A 19,000-nucleotide genomic window follows, 5' to 3' on the forward strand; every position below is an offset into this window, starting at 1 on the left:
CTAGCCCGGCGCGGCCGACGGGGACAAGGGCCGGGCGGTCAGAACAGGTCGCCCTGGCCCGGCGGCGGGGCCTTGGGGCGGGGAGCTGCGGTCGGTTTGGGACGCGGCGCGGGCGGGGCGTCGCCGTCGCCGTCGACATGGGCGTCGCGGGCGCCGTCGCCGAAGACGAGGCGGACGGCCTGACCGGGCAGGAGGGCGGCGGCGGACGTCAGCCAGTTGCGGTCGGCGTCCTCGACCCGGGCGAAGCCGGGCTTGGGCCGGCCGGGGTCGAGCGAGGCGAGGGCGCGACCGAGGGCCGCGAGGCTGGCCGTGTCTTTTTGCAGACGCCCGGAGAGGAGCGGCTTCAGTCGGGCGCCGACCGCGTCCAGACGGGCGGCGCGCTGGTCGAGCCGTCGTCGCAGCGGTTCGGGCGACAGGCGGGCGGAGACGCGCAGCAGGGCGGTCTGGTGGGCGGCGATGTGCTTGTTCAGGGCCGAGGGCAGGCGGTCGCCGAAGGCCGTGAGGCGATCGCGGCGGCGTTCCAGCGCCCGGTCCAGCAATCCGCGCGACAGACGGCCGGCGATGGTGATCAGCTGGCGCTCATGCACCGCCACATTGCGCTGCAGGCCCGAGCCAAGGCGGCTGGCGGCGTGGTCGAGGCGCTGGCGCGGCAGGGCCAGCAGGTCCTCGGGGCGGGCCGGCAGGCCGCGCTCGACGGCGCGCAGCCGGGTGCGGCGCTCCTCGATCAGCCGGCCGCCGGCGCGGACCAGGCGGCGGTCGAGGTCGAGCACGGCGGCGCGCAGGTCGGCCAGCACCGGCGTGGCGATCTCGGCCGCGCCGGTCGGGGTCGGGGCGCGGCGGTCGGAGACGAAGTCGATCAGGGTGGTGTCGGTCTCGTGCCCGACGGCGGAGATGATCGGGATGCGGGCGGCGGCGACGACGCGGGCCAGACCCTCGTCATTGAAGCACCACAGGTCCTCGACCGAGCCGCCGCCGCGGGCGACGATCAGCAGGTCGGGGCGCGGGAGGGCGCCGCCGGGGGTCATGGCGTCGAAGCCGCGGATGGCGTTGGCGACCTGGCCGCAGGCGGCGTCGCCCTGGACCACGACCGGCCAGACGATGACCCGGCACGGCCAGCGCTCGGCGATGCGGTGCAGGATGTCGCGGATCACGGCCCCGGTCGGGCTGGTGATGACGCCGATGACGGCGGGGAAGGTCGGGATCGGCTGTTTGCGCGCCGGGTCGAACAGGCCCTCGCCCTGCAGTTTGACCTTGAGCCGCTCCAGCTGGGCCAGCAGGGCCCCGGCGCCGGCGGCCTCCATGGTCTCGATGACGATCTGGTACGAGGAGCGGGCCGGGTAGGAGGTGATCTTGCCGGTGACGATGACCTCCAGCCCGGTCTCGGGCTGGACGCCGAGGCCGCGGGCCTGGCCCTTCCAGACCACGCCGTCGATGGCCGCCTTGTCGTCCTTGAGCGTCAGATAGACGTGGCCCGAGGCGTGGCGATTGACCTTGGAGATCTCGCCGCGCAGCCGGACATGGCCGAAACGGTCCTCGAGCGTGCGCTTGAGGGCGAAGGACAGTTCCGAGACCGTCTGGGGCGGATTGTTGTCGCGGGGCGCCGCCGGTTGATTCGCCGGGCTCTCGAAGACGTAGGAGTCGTCGCTCATCGGACGAGACTAGCTGGGGGCGGCGATGACGGGAACCGGCCAGTGGGCCGGCGGCCTGAAATCCGCTCCTCGCCGGCGCCGCCGGTGCGCCGCCCGCCCCGTGGGCGGAACCGCCCCGCGCCGCCGCCGTTGCGACAGGGCGGCCCTTTCGCAGCCGCAGGATAGTTTTCATGAGCCCTTCGACATCCGCCCCGCTGCTGCTGCTGATGGCCGGCGCGGCCGCGCTCGGGGCCTGCCAGACAGCGCCGGCGGCCAATGCCGGCTTTCTGTCGACCTATGACGGGCTGGAGACCAAGGAGGGCACGCTGCGGGTGTCGGTGCGCGACCGGCGTGACGAGGGCGCGGCGGCGGCGATCGAGCGATTGTTCATCGCGCCGGCGCAGCTGACCGAAGGCGCGGCGGAAGGCGTGGCGCCGGGCGATGTGGCCCTGGTGCTGGGCGAGGTCGACCGGCAGGTCTGCTACGAGCTGAGCCGGCGCTTCACCCTGCTGCCCGAACGGGCCGCCGACGCGGCGACAGCGCGCATCGCCGTGACGCGGATCGAGCCGACCGGGACCGTCGGCTCGGGGCTTTCGGCCGTGGCCAGCGCCTTCATTCCCGGGCCGATCGGCCTCCGGCCGCCGGGCTCCACCGGCATGCTGGCGGCCGAGGCCGAGCTGGTGACCATCGACGGGACCCAGGCCGCGGCCCTCGCCTGGGCGCGCTCGGCCAATGTCGTGGGGACGGACAGTCCGTCGCTGTCGCGCGTCGGCGACGCGCTGCAGTTCGCCGAGGTGTTCGGCGACCAGGTCGGCGAGAGCTTCGCCCCGGAAGGCCGCGAGGCCCGGCCGGTAGCCGACCCGGATCCCTGCGCCCATTTCGGGCCGCGTGAGCAGCCGGGCGGCTTCATCACCCGTTTCGTCACCGGCCTGTATGTGCCCGAGACCCAGGGCGTGAAGCCGCAGCCGGCGAAATAGCCGGACCGGCACCGGCCGACCGCTACGCCGTCGCCCGCACGGCGTCGAAATAGTGGTTGCCGCCGCCGTCGTCGTAGTGGCCGGACGGGCGCAGGCCCGCCTGTTGGAGCGCGCGCCGGTACTCATCCTCGCCGAGCGATTCGGAGGGCTGGCGCGTCAGGCTGTCGGTCCATTGGCAGGCCTGTCGCGGGGCGCTGAACAGAAAGCGTCCGCCCGGCTCGAGAGCGCGGGCGATCCGGGCGATGACGGCGCGCTGGTCTTCGGCCGGGAGCAGGAACAACAGGCCGACGGCGAGGGCGCCGTCGAAGCGGCGGTCGAACAGACGGCTGGTCTCGGCCGGCTCGCAGGCCACCTCGGCCGAGGGCAGGCGGCGGCGGAATTCGGCGACGAGAGTCGGCGAGGCGTCGACGCCGAAGACCGCGAAACCGGCCGCGACGAGGGTCTCGCCAACAGGGGCTCCCGAGCCGCAGCCGACGTCGAGAACGGCGGCGCCGGGGGGCAGCCGTGTCGCCCAGTGTCGGACGACGTCGGCGCCGATGTCGGAACGGGCGGCGATGAACCGGCGCGCGATCGCGTCCCAGCCGCGGGAGGGGTCGGGTGTCATGGGGGCGAGGCTAGCATGACCGGGACGGGGAACCGCGAGGGCTCCCGGGATGGTGGAACTGGCCGGTGCGGTGGAGGCGGGCGGTCGGTCAGGAACGAACCGGCGGCGGCGGCATTCGTCCGGCGTGGTTGAAGAAAGCGTCCAGACCGTCACCCTTGGCAAGCAGCTGGCGGCGTCCGGCGGCATGATGCTGGTGATGACGGTCGTTCACGCGCTGGGGCTGACGGGGATTTCCAAGCTTCTCAACCTCAGGAAAGAGCGCCTCAAGGAGATGGACTTCAGCGTCAAGAGCATCTCGCTGCTGTCGGCGATGGGTCTGTCGCTGCTCGTTCTGCACACGGTGGAGATCGGGATTTTCGCCGCCTTCTATCTGCTGATCGATGCGATGCAGACCGTCGAGGAGGCGCTGTACTACTCCGCCTCGACCTACGCCACGCTGGGGCGGACCGCCGACTACTTCCCGGCCGACTGGCGACTGATGGGGGCGATCGAGGCCCTGATCGGCTTCCTCCTGATCGGCTGGTCCACCGCCTTCATCGTCAGCAAGGTGAACCGGCTCATGCCGGGCTGACCGGCCGGCGCGTCGATGACCGACCGGGGCGGCTCGCGGCCGGTCCCGTCTCGTCCGGTCGCAGGGTCAGCACCCGCACCCCGTCGCGGGTCACCGCCACCGTGTGTTCGAACTGGGCCGAGAGCTTGCCGTCGGTGGTGACGACGGTCCAGCCGTCGTCCTCGGTGCGGACCGAGCGAACGCCCTGGTTCAGCATCGGCTCGATGGTGAAGACCATGCCCTCGCGCAGGGTCAGGCCGGTTCCGGCCTTGCCGAAATGCAGCACCTGCGGCGGCTCGTGCATCTCGCGGCCGATGCCGTGGCCGCAGTAGTCGCGCACGACCGAATAGCCCTTCTGTTTGGCGTGGCGCTCGATGGCGTGGCCGATGTCGCCGAGGCGCGCGCCCGGACGGACGGCGCGGATGCCCTTCCACAGCGCCTCGCGGGTGGCGCCGACCAATCGGCGCGCGGCCGGCGTCACCGCGCCGATCAGATACGTCTTGCTGGAGTCGGCGATGAAGCCGTTCTTCTCGAGGGTGATGTCGAGATTGACGATGTCGCCGTCGGCGAGGATTTCGTCTGCCGACGGCACGCCGTGACAGACGACATGGTTGCGCGAACTGTTCAGCACGAAGCCGTAGCCATACTGGCCCTTGCTGGCCGGGCGGGCGCCGAGCTGGTTGACGATGAAGGCCTCGACCCTGTCGTTGATCTCGAGCGTGCTCATCCCGGCGAGGGGCAGGGTGTCGAGCCAGGTGAAGACCGAGGCCAGCAGGCGGCCGGATTCGGCCATCAGCTCAAGCTCGGCCGGGGTCTTGGTCATGCGGCGGCGGCGGCCGGGAGGACGGCGTCGACGCCGGCGGCCCTGAGCTCGCGCGCGACCAGCTCCTGTAAGGTCAGGCCGGGGTTGAGTTCGCACAGCATGCCCAGCTTGATCCAGAAGGCGGCCTGGGCGTTGATCGAGCGGCACGAGGCGCGGCTGGCGCGGCGCAGCTGTTCGTGCAGCTCGTCCTCGATGTTGACGATGCCCATGGGGCGCTCCTGAATATACGGTTCGTATATGAACTGTATATTCGAGCGCGGGACTCTGCAAGGCGTCGGGTGCGGCGAGACGACCCGGAACCCCCCGGGGCGCGCGCCGTTCGGTTTGGATGCCCGCTGACCTGCCCGAGATCGACCCCGCCGACCGTGATCCGCGCGAGCGCGGGCTGGAGCGCCGCAGCGGCGGGCCGGCCCTGAGCCCGTGGCTGATCATCGGCGGCATCGCCCTGGTCGCGGTCGCCGTCTACGTCGTCTCGGCGCTGTGATCCAATCTTCGAAGGAAAAGACCATGAACCGACTGACCCTCGCCGCCGTCTCCCTGCTGGCTCTGGGCGCCGCCGCCTGTTCCGACCGTGAGGATGATGTCGCCATGGCCCCGGCCCCGGGCGCTGCTCCCGTGGCCGTCCCGGAAGAGACGGCCGAGGCCGCGACGCAGACCGCCGCCCTGGCCTTCGGCATGACGCGCGGACAGCTGGAGGACGCCGATCTGATGTCGCTGAACAACACCGACCTGGGCGATGTCGAGACGCTGGTGCTGGACGCCAGCGGGACCCTGACCCACGTCGTGGTCGAACTGGAGGGCCGGGGCGATCTGAAGAAGGCGGTGCCGCTGGCCAATCTGGGCGTCGGCGAACAGGTCGACGGCAGCGCCATCGACCTGACCACCGACCTGACCGCCGCCCAGCTGACGGCCCTGCCGGAGTGGACGCCGCCGGCGCAATAACCACGCCGCACGCTTGACCGGCCTCGCGGGGCCGGTCATTGCGCGGGGATGAACATCCTGCTGGTGGGATCGGGCGGTCGCGAACACGCCCTGGCGTGGAAGATCGCCCAGTCGCCGCTGGTGCGACGGCTGGTCATCGCGCCCGGCAATCCGGGCATGGACAGGCTGGGCGAGCGCGTCGCCCTGAAGGTCACCGACGCCGACGGCCTGTGCGCCCTGGCCCGGGAGATGAAGGCCGATCTGGTCGTCGTCGGGCCGGAGACGGCGCTGGAGGCCGGACTGGCCGACCGGCTGACCACGGCCGGCATCCCCTGTTTCGGGCCGACGAAGAAGGCGGCGCAACTGGAGACGTCGAAGGCGTTTTCCAAGGCCTTCATGGAGCGGCACGAGATTCCGACGGCCGGTTATGGCGTCTATGAGCGGCTGCACGAGGCGCGCCAGGCGCTGTCGGTGTTCAAACCCCCCTATGTGATCAAGGCCGACGGCCTGGCGGCCGGCAAGGGCGTGGCCATCAGCCCGACGAAGCGCGAGGCCGAGGGCGAGATCGAGCGGATGCTGGGCGGCCGCTTCGGCACGGCCGGGGCCCGGGTGGTGATCGAGGAATTCATGGACGGCGAGGAGGGCTCGCTGTTCGCCGTCTGCGACGGGACCCGGGCGGTGCTGCTGGGCGGGGCGCAGGATCACAAGCGCGCCTATGACGGCGATCTGGGCCCCAACACCGGCGGCATGGGCAGCTATTCGCCGGCGCCGGTGTTCACGCCGGACCTGGTCGGGGCGGCCGAGCGCGAGGTCGTCGGGCCGGTGATGGCCGGCATGGCGCGCGAGGGCATGCCCTATCGCGGCGTTCTGTATGTCGGGCTGATGGCCACGGCGGACGGCCCGAAGGTGGTCGAGTTCAACGCCCGGTTCGGCGACCCGGAATGCCAGGTGCTGATGATGCGGCTGGACGGGGACATCGTGCCGCTGCTGCTGGCCTGCGCGCGCGGCGACCTGACCCGGGTCGAGCCGCCGGCGTTCCGCCCCGAGACGGTGATCTGCGTCGTGCTGGCGGCCACCGGCTATCCCGACAGCCCGCTGGAGGGATCGATCATCCGCGGGGCCGAGCAGGATTTCGGGCCGGATGTGCAGGTGTTTCACGCCGGCACGCGGCGGCGGGACGATGGCCAGCTGGCCGCCGCCGGGGGGCGGGTGCTGAACGTCTGCGCCCGCGGCAAGGACATCGCCGAGGCCCGCCAGCGCGCCTATGCGGCGGTCCGCAAGATCGACTGGCCGGGCGGCTTCCACCGCACCGACATCGGCTGGCGGGCGATGGAGCGGGACGCCGGCGCGATGACGTAGGGGTTTGTACGTACAGGCCGCTTAAGCCGACTTTCAACGCGCCGTGAGACGCCGCTGGGGCAATAACCAGGGCGGGTCCATGAAAGCGTTGTCGATCGGCGGACGTATCAATCTTCTGACACTGCTGTCGGTGGCCGGCCTTCTCGTCATCCTCGGCCTGTCGCTGATGCGGCTGGACTCGGTCATGCGCAGCGAGATCGCCGACCGGACCCGCAAGACGGTCGAGGTCGCCCACGGCGTCGTCGCCCACTACCACGCCCAGGAGCAGGCCGGCCTGCTGACCCGGACCCAGGCCCAGTCGGCGGCGAAGGAGACGCTGCGGGCAGTCCGCTACGGCGGAACGGACTATTTCTGGGTCAACGACATGCACCCGCGCATGATCATGCATCCGACCAATCCCCGCCTCGAAGGCACGGACATCAGCGGCAATACCGACGCCAACGGCGTCCGCATGTTCGTGGAAATGGTCAGGGTGGTGCGCGAGGACGGCGAGGGATTCGTCGGCTACCAGTGGAACAAGCCGGACGAGACCGCGGCCTCGCCGAAGATCTCCTACGTCAAGGGTTTCGCGCCGTGGGGCTGGGTCGTCGGCTCGGGCGTCTATACCGACCAGGTGGCCGCCGCCGTCGGCAAGGCCGCCATCGGTCTTGGCGGCCTGGCGCTGCTGGTCGTGCTGGTCACGGCCGGCGCCGGCTGGCGGATCGGCCGGTCGGTCTCGCGTCCGATCGTGGCCCTATCGCAGCGCATGCGCGGGCTGGCGGACGGCGACCGGACCACTGACATTCCCGGCCTCAGGCGCGGCGACGAAGTCGGACAGATGGCGGCCGCCCTCGAGGTGTTCCGCGACGGCGCGAATACGGCCGACCGGCTGGAAGCCGAGGCCGTGGCCAGCCGCGAGGCGGCCGAGGCCGAGCGGGCCCGCAACCAGCGTCAGGCCGACGCCGCCGCCGAGGAGCAGGCGATCGTCGTCGAGGCCCTGGGCGAAGGTCTCGACCATCTGATGCGCGGCGACCTGACCTACACCCTGACCCAGACCTTCCCGGCCGACTACGCCAAGCTGCAGGCCGACTTCAACGCCGCCATCGGCCAGCTGAAGGAGGCCATGTCGGTGGTCGCCGGCAACGTCTCGGCCATCCGCTCGGGCGCCGGCGAGATCGCCCAGGCCTCCGACGACCTGTCGCGCCGCACCGAACAGCAGGCCGCCAGCCTCGAGGAGACCGCCGCGGCGCTGGACGAGATCACCGCCACCGTCAACCGCACCGCCTCGGGCGCGCGTCAGGCCTCGGAGACGGTCCAGGCCGCCAAGGGCGACGCCGAGACCAGCGGCAATGTCGTGCGCGACGCCGTCGGGGCCATGGGCGCGATCGAGAAATCGGCCCAGGAGATCAGCCAGATCATCGGCGTGATCGACGAGATCGCCTTCCAGACCAATCTGCTGGCGCTCAACGCCGGGGTCGAGGCGGCCCGGGCCGGCGACGCCGGCCGCGGCTTCGCCGTGGTCGCCTCCGAGGTGCGGGCCCTGGCCCAGCGCTCGGCCGAGGCGGCCAAGGAGATCAAGGTGCTGATCTCGGCCTCGACCAGCCAGGTCAACGCCGGCGTCAGCCTGGTGGGTCAGACCGGCGAGGCGCTGCAACGCATCGTCAGCCGCGTCGCCGAGATCGACGGCCTGGTGTCGGAGATCGCCGCCTCGGCCCAGGAACAGGCCACCGGGCTCCAACAGGTCAACACCGCGGTCAACCAGATGGACCAGGTGACGCAGCAGAACGCGGCGATGGTCGAGCAATCGACCGCCGCCAGCCACTCGCTGTCGCAGGAGGCCGAGACCCTGGCCGGCTCGGTGTCGCGCTTCCAGATCGGCGCCGACGCCGGCGCCGTCCCGGTCCGCGCCGCCCCGCGCCCGGTCCACCGCACGGTCACCGCCATGAAGACGGTCGGCCGCGGCGGCGCCGCCCGCAAACCCGCCCCGGTCGCCGCCGAAGACGGCTGGGAAGAGTTTTGAGTTCGGGGCCCGAACCCGGGCCCCGACGTCAGCCCGGCGTGTAGAAGGTCGGCGATCCCGGCCCGACCGGCAGGCCGAAGCCGAACACCCAGACGAAGAACAGGATGGTCCAGCCGATCGTGAAGAAGATCGAATAGGGCAGCATCATCGCGATCATGGTGCCGATGCCGACGTTGCGGTCGTAGCGCACGGCCCAGGCCAGGATCAGGCCGAAATAGCTCATCATCGGGGTGATGATGTTGGTGGTGGAATCACCGATCCGGTAGGCGGTGGCGACCAGTTCGGGCGAATAGCCGATCAGCATCAGCATGGGCACGAAGATCGGCGCGGTCATCGCCCACTGGGCCGAGGACGAGCCGATCGTCAGATTGACCAGGCAGCAGATCAGGATGAAGCCGATGAAGATGGCCGGCCCGGTCAGGCCGCTGTTCTGCAGGAAGGTGGCGCCCGCGACGGCGGTGATGCCGCCGAGGTTGGACCAGCCGAAGAAGGCGACGAACTGGGCGGCGAAGAAGACGATCACGACGTAGAGGCCGAGGGTCGAGACCGCCGAGGCCATGCCGTCGATGACGTCCTTGTCCCTCTTCATCGTGCCGGTCACGCGGCCGTAGGCGAAGCCGACGACGACGAAGAAGACGAAGATCCATGTCACGAAGCCGCTGAAGAAGGGCGAGCGCAGCCGGTCCCCGGTCTCGGGGTCGCGCAGCAGTCCGCCCTCGGGCCACAGGGTCAGGGCCATCAGGGCGAGGACGCCCAGCATGGCCAGGCCGGCCACCATCAGGCCCTTCTTTTCCATGCCGGTCAGGGGCTCGAGCGAGGCGCCCTTGAGGATCTCGGGGTCCGCCACCTTCGGGTCGTAGGGCCCGATCTTGGGCTCGACGGTATAGGTGCTGACGAAGGTGCCGATGGCGGCGATCATGGGCACGCTGACGGCCATGAAATACCAGCTGGCGGTGACCGAGACCTGATAGGCCGGATCGATCAGACGCGCGGCCTCCTGGGTGATGCCGGCCAGCAGGGGGTCGATAGTGCCGATCAGCAGATTGGCGGCATAGCCGCCGGAGACGCCGGCGAAGGCCGCCGCCATCCCCGCGAGCGGGTGTCGTCCCAGCGAGTAGTAGACCGCCCCGGCGAGCGGGATCAGCACCACATAGCCCATCTCCGAGGCGATGTTGGACATGATGCCGGCGAACACCACCATGAAGGTCACGAGGTTGCGGGGCGCGGCCAGGACCGTGCCGCGGACGGCGGCAGACAGCAGGCCCGAGCGCTCGGCCACGCCGACGCCCAGCATGGCCACCAGCACCACGCCGAGCGGCGCGAAACTGGTGAAGTTGCTGACCAGGCCGGTGAAGATGCGGCGCAGGCCGTCCTCGGTCATCAGGCTGACGGCGCGGATCATGCCGTCGTCGGCGCGGCCGGACGAGCCCACCGGGCGTGGGTCCTCGACCGCCACCCCGAGGGCGCCGAACACCCCCGACAGCAGGACGATGCCGACGGCCAACAGGAAGAACAGGGTCACCGGGTGCGGCAACAGGTTGCCGAGCCATTCCACGGTGTCGAGGAAGCGGGTGAAGGCGTTGCGCCTGACGGGCGGCGGCGGCGGCGTGGGGCCTTCCGGGCCGATCCGGGCGGTGTCGGTCATCGCGGTCCTTGCGTGCGGTTGGCGTTCCGTGGGCTCCGCGCCGGCAGGCGAAGCGGGGATCCCGACTCCGCCTCTGGCTAACCGGCCGGTCGGGCATCATCAACGGAGGCCCGCGAGGGGCGCCAATTCGTCACACCCGCGGCGGTGTCAGGCCCAAGCGAACAGCAGGCGGCCTTCGCCCATGCGCTCGCGCAGGGCCGGCAGGTCGTGGTGGGCGACGGAGAAGCAGCCGTAGCTGCGGCCCAGCTTGCCTTCGCGGGCGAGGAAGGCCGGGTCGGCGTAGTCGGCGCCGTGGATGATGATGGCCCGCTCGCGCGCCCGGTCGTTGGAGTATTCGAGCCCGTCGAGCAGGACGTTGGGGCCCTGCTGGGCGCCGTGGCTGGCCCCGGCGGTGGCGTAGGCGCCGACCGAGGACATGTGACTGTCGGGGGTGTTGCCGAAGCTGGTGGCGAAGCCGGTGTGCGCCGGGTCGGAGCCGCGGCCGTGGCTGGTGCGCATCAGGGTGACGGCGCCGCCGTGCAGATCGACCTCGTACAGCCGCTCTTCGCCGGAAAATTTCTTGAAGTCGACCAGATACATGCGGTCGCGCTGGGTGATCTTGCCGGTGTGGATGTCGAGCGCCGCCATGGCCCGCTCCATCAGTTCCTTGCGCACCGAGCCGCGCGGATCGAGCGGGCGGGTGGAGTTGAGTTGGGCGGTGATGGTTTCGGGCGGGCGGGCGACCTGGAGCGCCGGCGTCGGCGGGACCTGTCCGTGGGCGAGGGTGACCGGCGGTTTGACCGCCGCCGTGGCGCAGCCCGACATCAGCGCCGCGCCCCCCAGGATAAAGCCTCGTCTAGCAAGCCGCATGCGACGCCCCTCGCGCGGTTTCAGGAAGGCACAGGTTGTTTCAAATCATGACGTGGGTAGCAACCTGCGGCGTGGCCCCGACCCTGCGCCCGACGGGGTGAACAGGCCGTTTCGACGGGCCGGATCACGGAGATCGTGTCTGCAGCGGCGGCCGCTGCCTTATTTCGCACGGCCCGGGGGCTGCCGCGAAGCCCCGCCATCGCGAAGGTTTCGCCACGCCGGATAACCCGTGTTCCGGCAATTGGGGCCGCCGCCGCCGGCTTGGCGACCGGCGTTGTGCAGCGCGGTAAAACTCTCGTGATCGAAGGGAACCGCTGGCGAAAACGCCCGATCTGGCCCGGGTCGTCGCAGTTGGCGGGGTTCAGCGGGGCTCCCGGACCGCGCGCAGCAGCAGGGCCTGGAAGCCGCCCTCGTCGTCGAAGCGGGCCCTGACCGGCCATGAGACGACGCGCTCGCGCCATTCGGGCGGCAGGCGGAACCAGTCCTTTTCGGTGGTGATGAGTCGGGCGTGGGAACGCCGGGCGCGGTCGGAGAGGAAGGCCAGGTCGCTGTCGCGGAAAGCGGCGTGGTCGGGGAAGGGGGCGAAGTCGACCAGCTCGGCCCCGGCGGCGTCGAGGGCGCGCTCGACCTTCCACGGCTTGGCGATGCCGGCGAAGCCCAGCAGCGGACCGCGCGGCGGGGGGGCGGCGGGCACAAGCCGGGCGACGAAGACCGGCAGGGCGCCGAAGGCGGCGAGCAGCTCGGGGTCGGGGGGCGGGGCGTCGGCGGGCATCAGAATGACCACGGCGTCGGCGCGGGCGAGGCCGGCGCGCAGCGGCTCGCGCATCGGGCCGGACGGGAAGACGCCGCCGTCGCCGAACGGCCATTCGCCGTCGCGGGTCTCGCCGTCGACGACGACGAGGCTGAGGGACTTCTTCAGCGCCGGATTCTGGTGGGCGTCGTCCAGCACCACGACCTGCGCGCCCGCCCCGGCGGCGGCGCGGGCCCCGGCGACGCGGTCGCGGGCGATCCAGGCGGGGCCGCCGAGAGCCAGCATCAGCGGCTCGTCGCCGACGTCGGCGGCGGTGTGGACGGCGGGATCGACCCGCACCGGGCCCTTCAGCCGGCCGCCATAGCCGCGCGACAGGGCGTGGGCGGAGACGCCGGCCTCGTGCAGCAGACGCAGGGCCTCGCGCGCCACCGGGGTCTTGCCCGAGCCGCCGACCGTCAGATTGCCGACCGAGATAACCGCGGCGCCCGGATCGATCGGCTCGGCGCGGGCGATGCGGCGGGCGGTGGCGGCGGCCCAGACCCACGACAGGGGCGTGAGCAGCATCCGCGTCATCGGCGCGTGGCGGCGCTCGCGGTCGTACCACCAGCGGGGGGTGTTGAGCTTCATCGGCGGCCCCGAACGGCAGAGGGCGGCAGCAGGGCGGTCAGTTCGTCCCACAGCCGGTCGAGGCCCGAGCCGGCCTCGGCGGCGGCGCGGCGGCCGCGCTCGCCCATGGCTTTCGCCGCCCGGTCGTCGGCGAGCAGGGGAGTGAGGACAGCCGGCAGGTCCCACGGGGCCTCGACCACGGCCAGGCCGCCGGCGGCGACGAGGGCGTCGGTTATGGCGGCCCAGTTGCTCATGTCGGGGCCGGTGACGGCGGGCTTGCCGAGGCGGGCCGGCTCCAGCGGGTTGTGGCCGCCGACCGGGGGCTTCTCCAGCGCGGCGGAGAAGCTGCCCCCCATCACAACCACCTCGGCGAGGCGCAGGAACAGGCCCATCTCGCCGAGGGTGTCGGCGACATAGAGGTCGGTCTCGCGATCGGGCTCGCGGCCATCGGAGCGCAGGGCGAAGCGGTAGCCGTCGCGGGACAGGGCGGCGGCGATGTCGCCGCGGCGCTCGGGGTGGCGCGGCACGAGGATCAGGCACAAGCGGTCGGCCAGCCGGTCGAGGGCGCGGACGAGGGCGATCTCCTCGCCGTCGTGGGTGCTGGCGGCGACGACCACGGGGCGGTCGCCGATGGCGGCGCTGAGACGGGTGAAGGCCCCCGGATCGTGCGGCGGGGCGGCCCCGGCCAGCTTGAGGTTCACATGGCCATCGATGCGGGCGCCGAGACTTTCCAGCCGGGCGGCCGAGGCCTCATCCTGCGGCAGGATGCGGTCGAAGGCGGTCAGGACCTGACGCGCCGCGCCGGGGACGCGGCGCCAGCCGTCGGCGGTCTTCTCGGTGATGCGGGCGCTGGCCAGCACCAGCCTCACCTCGCGGCGGCGGGCCGCGAGGATCAGATTGGGCCACAGCTCGCTCTCGACGAACACGGCCGCGGCCGGCCGCCAGTGGTCGAGGAAGGCGCGCACGGCGCCGGGCGTGTCGACCGGGGCGAACTGGTGGATGACGCCGATCGGCAAACGGCTGGCCAGCAGGGTCGCCGAGGTCAGGGTGCCGGAGGTGACCAGCACGGTCAGGTCGGGGCGGCGTTCGCGCAGGCGCTCGACGAGGGGCAGCAGGGACAGGGTCTCGCCGACGCTGACGCCGTGCAGCCAGACCAGATCGCCGGCGGGGCGAGCGACGGAGGCGAAGCCGAGACGCTCGTCGACACGGGCCGGGTCCTCCTTGCCCTGTTTGGCGCGGGCGTCGAGCAGACGCGGGGCCAGCGGCTCGATCAGGCGGGTCAGGAGCCGGTAGACGATCAGGGCGGGGCTCACGTCAGATGCGCTCCAGCCCGGTGAGGGCGTCGGCCTCGGCCTCGAGGGCGGTGGTCTTCTCCCGCCAACGGTCGGCCACGTCGGACAGGTCGCCGCCTTCGGGGAAGGTGTCGAGGTCCCAGATGACGGCGCCCTTGCCGAACGGCATCGGCAGCAGGGAACGGTCCCAGCTGTTCAGGCGGATGGCGGGATTGCAGGACAGGCCGATGAAGAGGACGGGGACCTTTGACAGCTTGGCCATCAGCGGCAGGCCCTCGGCCATGCTGCGCACGGGGCCGCGCGGGCCGTCGGGCGTGATGCAGAGGGCGGCGGTCTTCAGTTGGCGCAGGCCGTCGCGAAGGGCCTGGGTCCCCCCCTTGTCGACTTCGCCCTTGTCCCTGTTGGCGGTCGAGCCGCGCACCGCGGGAATACCCAGCCGGGACACGGCCTTGGCGACGAATTCGCCGTCGACGCTGCGCGAGATCACGCCCTTGATCGGCTGGGCGCGATCCAGCGGCCAACTGTAGGGGCCCAGTGAGGTGCGCGAATGCCAGAAGACGACCAGCACGCCGCCGCCCTGCTTCCACACGCCCTCGGCCAGCGCCTGATTGCGGTGTTCCCAGCGGATCGTGGCGTAGCAAAAGCGCAGCCAGCACGAGAGCAGCCAGGCGAGAGCCGACTGGATGACCGGATTGCGCAGCGGCCTCACGAAACCGTCCCCACCGTGACCGGGTCGCCGTCGAGCGACTGCTGGCGGGCGAGGCGGGCGTAGAGGCCGCCCTTCTTCACCAGCTGGGCGTGGGAGCCGGTTTCGACGATGCGGCCGGCGTCGACGACATGGATGCGGTCGGCGTGGCGCACGGTCGACAGCCGGTGGGCGATCATCAGGGTGGCGCGGCCCTGCATCAGCCGTTCGAGAGCGGCCTGGACGAGGGCCTCGCTTTCGGTGTCGAGGGCGCTGGTGGCCTCGTCGAGCAGCAGGATCGGGGCGTCCTTGAGGAAGGCGCGGGCGATGGCGATGCGCTGGCGCTGGCCGCCCGACAGGCGCAGGCCGGCCTCGCCGGCGCGGGTCAGATAGCCTTCGGGCAGGGCGGTGATGAAGTCGTGGGCGGCGGCGGCGTCGGCGGCGGCCTCGATCTCGGCCTGGGACGCACCGGGACGGCCGTAGGCGATGTTGGCGGCGACGGTGTCGTCGAACAGGAAGGGCTCCTGCGTGACGAGGGCGACGCGGACGCGCAGGTCGTGCAGCTTGAGCGTCCGGATGTCGCGGCCGTTGACGGTCACGGCGCCGCCGGTGACGTCGTAGAAGCGCGGCAGCAGCGACAGCAGGGTGCTCTTGCCGCCGCCAGAGGGGCCGACGAGGGCGACGGTCTCGCCCGGCTTCACGGTCAGGGAGACGTCGGACAGGGTCGGGGCACCGCCCGCGCCGCCGGCGGCGTAGGCGAAGCTGACATGGTCGAAGGCGACGGTGACCGGGCCGTCGGGCAGGGGGGCGGCGTCGGCGGCTTCGCGGATCTCGGGCTGGATGTCGAGGGCGCCGAACAGGCGGCGGGCGGCGGTCAGGCCCTCGGCCATCACGGTCTGCAGATTGGTGACCTGGCGCAGCGACTGGCCGGCGGCCATCAGCAGGCCGATGTAGGCGGCGAAGGCGCCGACGGTCATGGCGCCGTCGCGGGCGCGCCAGCCGGCGTAGGCCATGACGGCGGCGACGACGAACATGGCCACGAGATTGGAGAAGGGCCCGGCGAAGGCGCGGCTGTCGGCGCTCTTGATCACATGGCGCTGGCGGCGGGCGACGACCTCGCCGACGCGCGCCTCCTCGGCCGCCTCGCGGTTCTCGATCTTGATCAGTCGGACGCCGTCGAGGTTCTCCATCAAGGCGGTGGACAGGTTCGAGGTCTCGACCATGGCCCCGGTGGTGGCCTTGCGCATCCGCTTGCCGAAGCGGCGCAGCACGAAGGCGATGATCGGCGCCCCCAGCAGGACGATGGAGGTCAGCCGCCAGTCGGTCCAGGCCATGTAGGAGATGACGGCGACGAGGGTCAGGGCGTGCTGGGTGTAGTTGACCACGCCATTGGTGAAGGCCTCGCGCACCAAATTGGCGTCGAACAGCACCGAGGAGACGAAGCCGCCGGAGTGCTGGCTGCGCAGCCGAGCGAGGTCGGCGCGAATCATCGAACCGAACAGGCGCACCTGGATGTCGCCGACGATGCCGTGGCCGAGACGGTTGACGAGGGCGGCCTGGCCGAGGGCGGCGACGGTCCAGATCAGGCCGGCGCCGATGATGATCAGCGGGATGGCGGTCAGCGCCTGGCCCGGCGGCACGGTGATCACGCCCCAGATGGTCACGGACTCGCCGAGGAACAGGCCGTCGATGGCCGGCTCGAGCAGTTGCAGCACGGTGGCGGCCATGACTCCGACCACGGCGGCGCACAGGATCGACAGGAACAGCGCGGCCCGGTGGTGCGAGAGGTAGTCGCGCCAGATGCGACCCAGCAGGGGGCGGAGCGGCTCCTTCTGGTCGGCGGCGGGGGCGGGCGTCGTCATCGGTCCGAGGTCGGACGGGTGGGAAGGGAAGTCAAGCGGGGAGGTGGGCTGCGGCGGGATCGAGGTCAGCCGGGTTCGGCCCGGGTCGCGATCCAGTCCCGCACGGCGAACAGGAAATCGCTATGGGTAAGATCGTCGGCGTCGAGGCGTCGAGGCGTCAGGAGTTCGCGGAGCTCCCGGGTGAAGAGGCGGTAGTCCGCTTGCAGGGCGGCGGCCCCCGGTAGCGGCGGTTCATTGGGGCGCCGGTGCTCCGACAGCCAGTTCCGCACACAGCAGATCGCCGCCTCGGGGTCATTCCCGTGCGACTCCACGTCCTGGCCGCTGATGTCGGAGAGGGCGCGGTCGTAGCGATGGGGTTCGGCGTCCAGAACAAGCGCCCGTTTGCGGCGATGCCGCTTCTCGCCCAGCAGACGCGCGCCGAGGTGGAGGCCGAGCTCCATCGGCATGTTGAAACGTGGCGACCCATCCGGCCCCACCTCCACCCTGGACAGGTCGTGGATGCCCCAGTCACAGGCGCCCAGAATCACGGCGATCTTGGCGATGCGGACCTCGGCGCCGTCGGTGGAGTCGAGGGCGCAGCGCGGGTGGTAACCGGAGACGATGATCGTGAAGACCATGGCCCGCAGGATGGGGCGATACGGATCGGCGAAGGGGCAGTTGATGAAGACCGACCGCGAGGCGGGGGCGGGTCTAGGCCTGGGCGGGCGCGCCATGGGGACGCTCCGACTTCTCCTCCAGATCTTTGCGGATGGCGCGGGCAAGCGATGACCGGCGCCCGGGCATGGGGGCGATCTTGATGCCGCGGTACACCACGGTCCGGTCGGGACGGTTGGAAGCCAGCGGCCGGGTTCTGTCCTTTGCGGGCGTGGTCATGGTCGAATTATGTGACCGGAGCGGGCTGAAGGCAAGGATTCCACCGTCTGTCGGATGACGCGCTCCGCCCGACCCGCTATCTCCATCGCCATGTCCCGCTACGACCTCACCACCCGCGCCGGCCGCTTCAGGGCGAGGTGGGACTATGCGTGGAAGGATCACGGCTTTCTGAGGCGGTGGTTCATGAACGCCCACTGGCTGGGCCCCGATCTGGTGCGGACCAACCAGCCGTCGCCGCGGCAGCTGGCGTACTGGAAATCGCAGGGGATCAAGACGGTCATCAACCTGCGCGGCGCGCGCGACGAGGCCTATTATGCGCTGGAGAAGGCGGCGTGCGAGCGGCTCGGGCTGACCCTGATCGACGCCCCGCTGGATTCGCGCGATCCGCCGCAGAAGGACCGCATCCACCGGGCGCGCGAGTTGTTCCGGACGATCGAATATCCGGTGCTGATCCACTGCAAGTCCGGGGCGGACCGGGCGGGGATGATGGCGGTGCTGTACCGGCATTTCCATCTCGGCGAGCCGATCTCGGAGGCGATCCGGCAGCTGGACAAGAAATACCTGCACCACCGCGAGGGGCTGACCGGGGTGCTGGACTATACGCTGGAGAAATATTTGGCGGAGGTCGAGCCGACAGGGGTCAGCTTCATCGACTGGATCGACAGCGACGCCTACGACCCGAAGGCGATCCGGGCCGAATTCAAGGCGCAGTGGTGGGGCACGCTGCTGACCGAGAAACTGCTCAAGCGAGAGTAGGGCTCAGCCCCACGGGCCGCGCGGGGTCCCGGACGACGGCGGCGTGGGCGAGGATGGGTCGCCGCCCTGTTCGGCGGCGAGTTCGGCCTCGCGGCGGGCCCTGCGGTCGGATTCCCAGCCGCGGAACCAGCGGGTCCAGTCGCGCTCGCCACGCCACGCCATCACCCACAGGACCAGGGCGGTCAGCAGGAAGACGAGGCTGGCGATCTCCTCGCCGCCAAGGGTGCGTCCGAACAGGGTCAAGGGCGGGGTTCCTGCGATGACGCCGACGGGGCGTCTTCGTGGGTGAAGGTCTCGCGCGGTGTGGCGACATCACCGGGGGTGACCGGGTCACTCCACGCCGTGTCGTTTTCCACCGGTCCGGCGGTCGGCTGGTCGGGTTTGCGGCGCGAGGCCCAGACGACGATGACGGCGCCGACGATCAGCAGGGCGAGGATGATCAGGGCGGGGGTCGACATGGGGCTCTCCGGGTTCAGGCTTGACGGTCTCTGTCGAAGCGCTCCAGCCGGGGCGGGGGTTCCCCCTAGTGCCCGTGGGCGTCGCCGCGCGGGTCGATCATCCGGTGCGCGTGGAGGATGAAATAGCGCATGTGGGCGTTGTCGACCGTGGCCTGGGCGCGGGCCTTCCACGCCTTGCGGGCTTCCTCATAGTTTGGGAAGGCGCCGACGAACTCGACCTTGGACAGGTCGCGGAACACCGGGGCGTCGAGGTGGCGCAGCTCTCCGCCGATGACGAGGTGGAGCAGCTGGGGGGCGGTTTCGGTGGTCATGGGACGTCCAAGGCGGGAACTGGCGGGGGCGCCTGCCGAATAGGCGTTGTG

General features: G+C 71.3%; 22 protein-coding genes. 7 read left to right on the top strand and 15 right to left on the bottom strand.

Annotated elements, in window-relative coordinates:
• Positions 1-38 precede the first annotated feature (38 nt).
• Entirely contained in the window at positions 39-1,649 is a 1,611-nt protein-coding gene (xseA, locus tag ACK4JY_RS07895; protein WP_409604455.1) for an exodeoxyribonuclease VII large subunit, read from the bottom strand.
• A gap of 170 nt (positions 1,650-1,819) precedes the next feature.
• Between xseA and ACK4JY_RS07900 the strand changes: the two genes are divergently transcribed.
• Entirely contained in the window at positions 1,820-2,605 is a 786-nt protein-coding gene (locus ACK4JY_RS07900) for a DUF3313 family protein (RefSeq protein WP_409604457.1), read from the top strand.
• 22 nt (positions 2,606-2,627) lie between these two features.
• Here the strand turns inward: ACK4JY_RS07900 and ACK4JY_RS07905 are convergent, their stop codons facing one another.
• Positions 2,628-3,209, bottom strand: coding sequence for a class I SAM-dependent methyltransferase (locus ACK4JY_RS07905; protein WP_409604459.1), 582 nt, complete (start codon positions 3,207-3,209; stop codon positions 2,628-2,630).
• Between the two features lie 49 nt (positions 3,210-3,258).
• Between ACK4JY_RS07905 and ACK4JY_RS07910 the strand changes: the two genes are divergently transcribed.
• The gene (locus ACK4JY_RS07910; RefSeq protein ID WP_409604461.1) at positions 3,259-3,780 is read left to right on the top strand and encodes an ion channel; all 522 of its coding nucleotides are present in this window, start codon (positions 3,259-3,261) and stop codon (positions 3,778-3,780) included.
• On the opposite strand, the gene map is transcribed toward ACK4JY_RS07910, so the two are convergent.
• Positions 3,767-4,582, bottom strand: coding sequence for a type I methionyl aminopeptidase (gene map, locus ACK4JY_RS07915; protein WP_409604463.1), 816 nt, complete (start codon positions 4,580-4,582; stop codon positions 3,767-3,769). The two genes, ACK4JY_RS07910 and map, sit on opposite strands and share 14 nt — an antisense overlap.
• Complete coding sequence (locus ACK4JY_RS07920) at positions 4,579-4,791, bottom strand: ParD-like family protein (RefSeq protein WP_409604464.1); 213 nt, start codon at positions 4,789-4,791, stop codon at positions 4,579-4,581. The genes map and ACK4JY_RS07920 overlap by 4 nt, the downstream gene beginning before the upstream one ends.
• Positions 4,792-4,910: 119 nt before the next feature.
• On the opposite strand from ACK4JY_RS07920, the gene ACK4JY_RS07925 reads away from it, so the two are divergent.
• The 4 genes from ACK4JY_RS07925 to ACK4JY_RS07940 all read left to right on the top strand — a co-directional run bounded on the left by ACK4JY_RS07925 (position 4,911) and on the right by ACK4JY_RS07940 (position 8,861).
• Complete coding sequence (locus tag ACK4JY_RS07925; protein ID WP_409604466.1) at positions 4,911-5,066, top strand: hypothetical protein; 156 nt, start codon at positions 4,911-4,913, stop codon at positions 5,064-5,066.
• Between the two features lie 23 nt (positions 5,067-5,089).
• Positions 5,090-5,524, top strand: coding sequence for a hypothetical protein (locus ACK4JY_RS07930; RefSeq protein ID WP_409604467.1), 435 nt, complete (start codon positions 5,090-5,092; stop codon positions 5,522-5,524).
• 48 nt (positions 5,525-5,572) lie between these two features.
• Entirely contained in the window at positions 5,573-6,862 is a 1,290-nt protein-coding gene (purD, locus tag ACK4JY_RS07935; RefSeq protein WP_409604469.1) for a phosphoribosylamine--glycine ligase, read from the top strand.
• A 79-nt stretch (positions 6,863-6,941) separates the two neighbouring features.
• Complete coding sequence (locus ACK4JY_RS07940; protein ID WP_409604471.1) at positions 6,942-8,861, top strand: methyl-accepting chemotaxis protein; 1,920 nt, start codon at positions 6,942-6,944, stop codon at positions 8,859-8,861.
• Positions 8,862-8,889: 28 nt separating this feature from the next.
• Here ACK4JY_RS07940 and ACK4JY_RS07945 read toward each other — a convergent pair whose 3' ends face one another.
• From ACK4JY_RS07945 to ACK4JY_RS07980, 8 genes are all read right to left on the bottom strand, one after another.
• The gene (locus tag ACK4JY_RS07945; protein WP_409604473.1) at positions 8,890-10,506 is read right to left on the bottom strand and encodes an AbgT family transporter; all 1,617 of its coding nucleotides are present in this window, start codon (positions 10,504-10,506) and stop codon (positions 8,890-8,892) included.
• Positions 10,507-10,653: 147 nt separating this feature from the next.
• Positions 10,654-11,310 (bottom strand): murein L,D-transpeptidase catalytic domain-containing protein, encoded by a 657-nt coding sequence (locus ACK4JY_RS07950; RefSeq protein ID WP_409604474.1) that lies wholly within the window; start codon positions 11,308-11,310, stop codon positions 10,654-10,656.
• Positions 11,311-11,716: 406 nt separating this feature from the next.
• On the bottom strand, positions 11,717-12,733 hold the full coding sequence (gene lpxK, locus ACK4JY_RS07955) for a tetraacyldisaccharide 4'-kinase (RefSeq protein WP_409604476.1): 1,017 nt from the start codon (positions 12,731-12,733) through the stop codon (positions 11,717-11,719).
• Positions 12,730-14,025, bottom strand: coding sequence for a 3-deoxy-D-manno-octulosonic acid transferase (locus tag ACK4JY_RS07960; protein WP_409604478.1), 1,296 nt, complete (start codon positions 14,023-14,025; stop codon positions 12,730-12,732). Before ACK4JY_RS07960 ends, lpxK begins: the two co-directional genes overlap by 4 nt.
• Before the next feature lies 1 nt (position 14,026).
• Entirely contained in the window at positions 14,027-14,713 is a 687-nt protein-coding gene (locus ACK4JY_RS07965) for a lysophospholipid acyltransferase family protein (protein WP_409604480.1), read from the bottom strand.
• Entirely contained in the window at positions 14,710-16,551 is a 1,842-nt protein-coding gene (locus tag ACK4JY_RS07970; protein WP_409604482.1) for an ABC transporter ATP-binding protein, read from the bottom strand. Before ACK4JY_RS07970 ends, ACK4JY_RS07965 begins: the two co-directional genes overlap by 4 nt.
• Before the next feature lie 65 nt (positions 16,552-16,616).
• Positions 16,617-17,264, bottom strand: a complete 648-nt coding sequence (locus tag ACK4JY_RS07975; RefSeq protein ID WP_409604484.1) for a hypothetical protein — start codon at positions 17,262-17,264, stop codon at positions 16,617-16,619.
• On the bottom strand, positions 17,242-17,424 hold the full coding sequence (locus ACK4JY_RS07980; RefSeq protein ID WP_409604486.1) for a hypothetical protein: 183 nt from the start codon (positions 17,422-17,424) through the stop codon (positions 17,242-17,244). The genes ACK4JY_RS07975 and ACK4JY_RS07980 overlap by 23 nt, the downstream gene beginning before the upstream one ends.
• Before the next feature lie 90 nt (positions 17,425-17,514).
• On the opposite strand from ACK4JY_RS07980, the gene ACK4JY_RS07985 reads away from it, so the two are divergent.
• Positions 17,515-18,180: a fused DSP-PTPase phosphatase/NAD kinase-like protein gene (locus ACK4JY_RS07985; protein WP_409604488.1), complete on the top strand. Its 666-nt coding sequence runs from the start codon at positions 17,515-17,517 to the stop codon at positions 18,178-18,180.
• Positions 18,181-18,183: 3 nt separating this feature from the next.
• On the opposite strand, the gene ACK4JY_RS07990 is transcribed toward ACK4JY_RS07985, so the two are convergent.
• The 3 genes from ACK4JY_RS07990 to ACK4JY_RS08000 form a co-directional block, all read right to left on the bottom strand.
• Entirely contained in the window at positions 18,184-18,423 is a 240-nt protein-coding gene (locus tag ACK4JY_RS07990; RefSeq protein ID WP_409604490.1) for a hypothetical protein, read from the bottom strand.
• Positions 18,420-18,638 carry a hypothetical protein gene (locus ACK4JY_RS07995; RefSeq protein WP_409604491.1) on the bottom strand — a complete coding sequence of 73 codons (219 nt, stop codon included), beginning with the start codon at positions 18,636-18,638 and terminating at the stop codon, positions 18,420-18,422. The genes ACK4JY_RS07990 and ACK4JY_RS07995 overlap by 4 nt, the downstream gene beginning before the upstream one ends.
• Positions 18,639-18,703: 65 nt before the next feature.
• A complete protein-coding gene (locus tag ACK4JY_RS08000) occupies positions 18,704-18,949 on the bottom strand; it encodes a DUF4170 domain-containing protein (protein WP_409604493.1) in 246 nt (81 codons plus the stop codon).
• Positions 18,950-19,000 lie beyond the last annotated feature (51 nt).

The organism is Brevundimonas sp. (assembly GCF_046295595.1).
In the GTDB taxonomy this organism is placed as follows: Bacteria; Pseudomonadota; Alphaproteobacteria; order Caulobacterales; family Caulobacteraceae; genus Brevundimonas.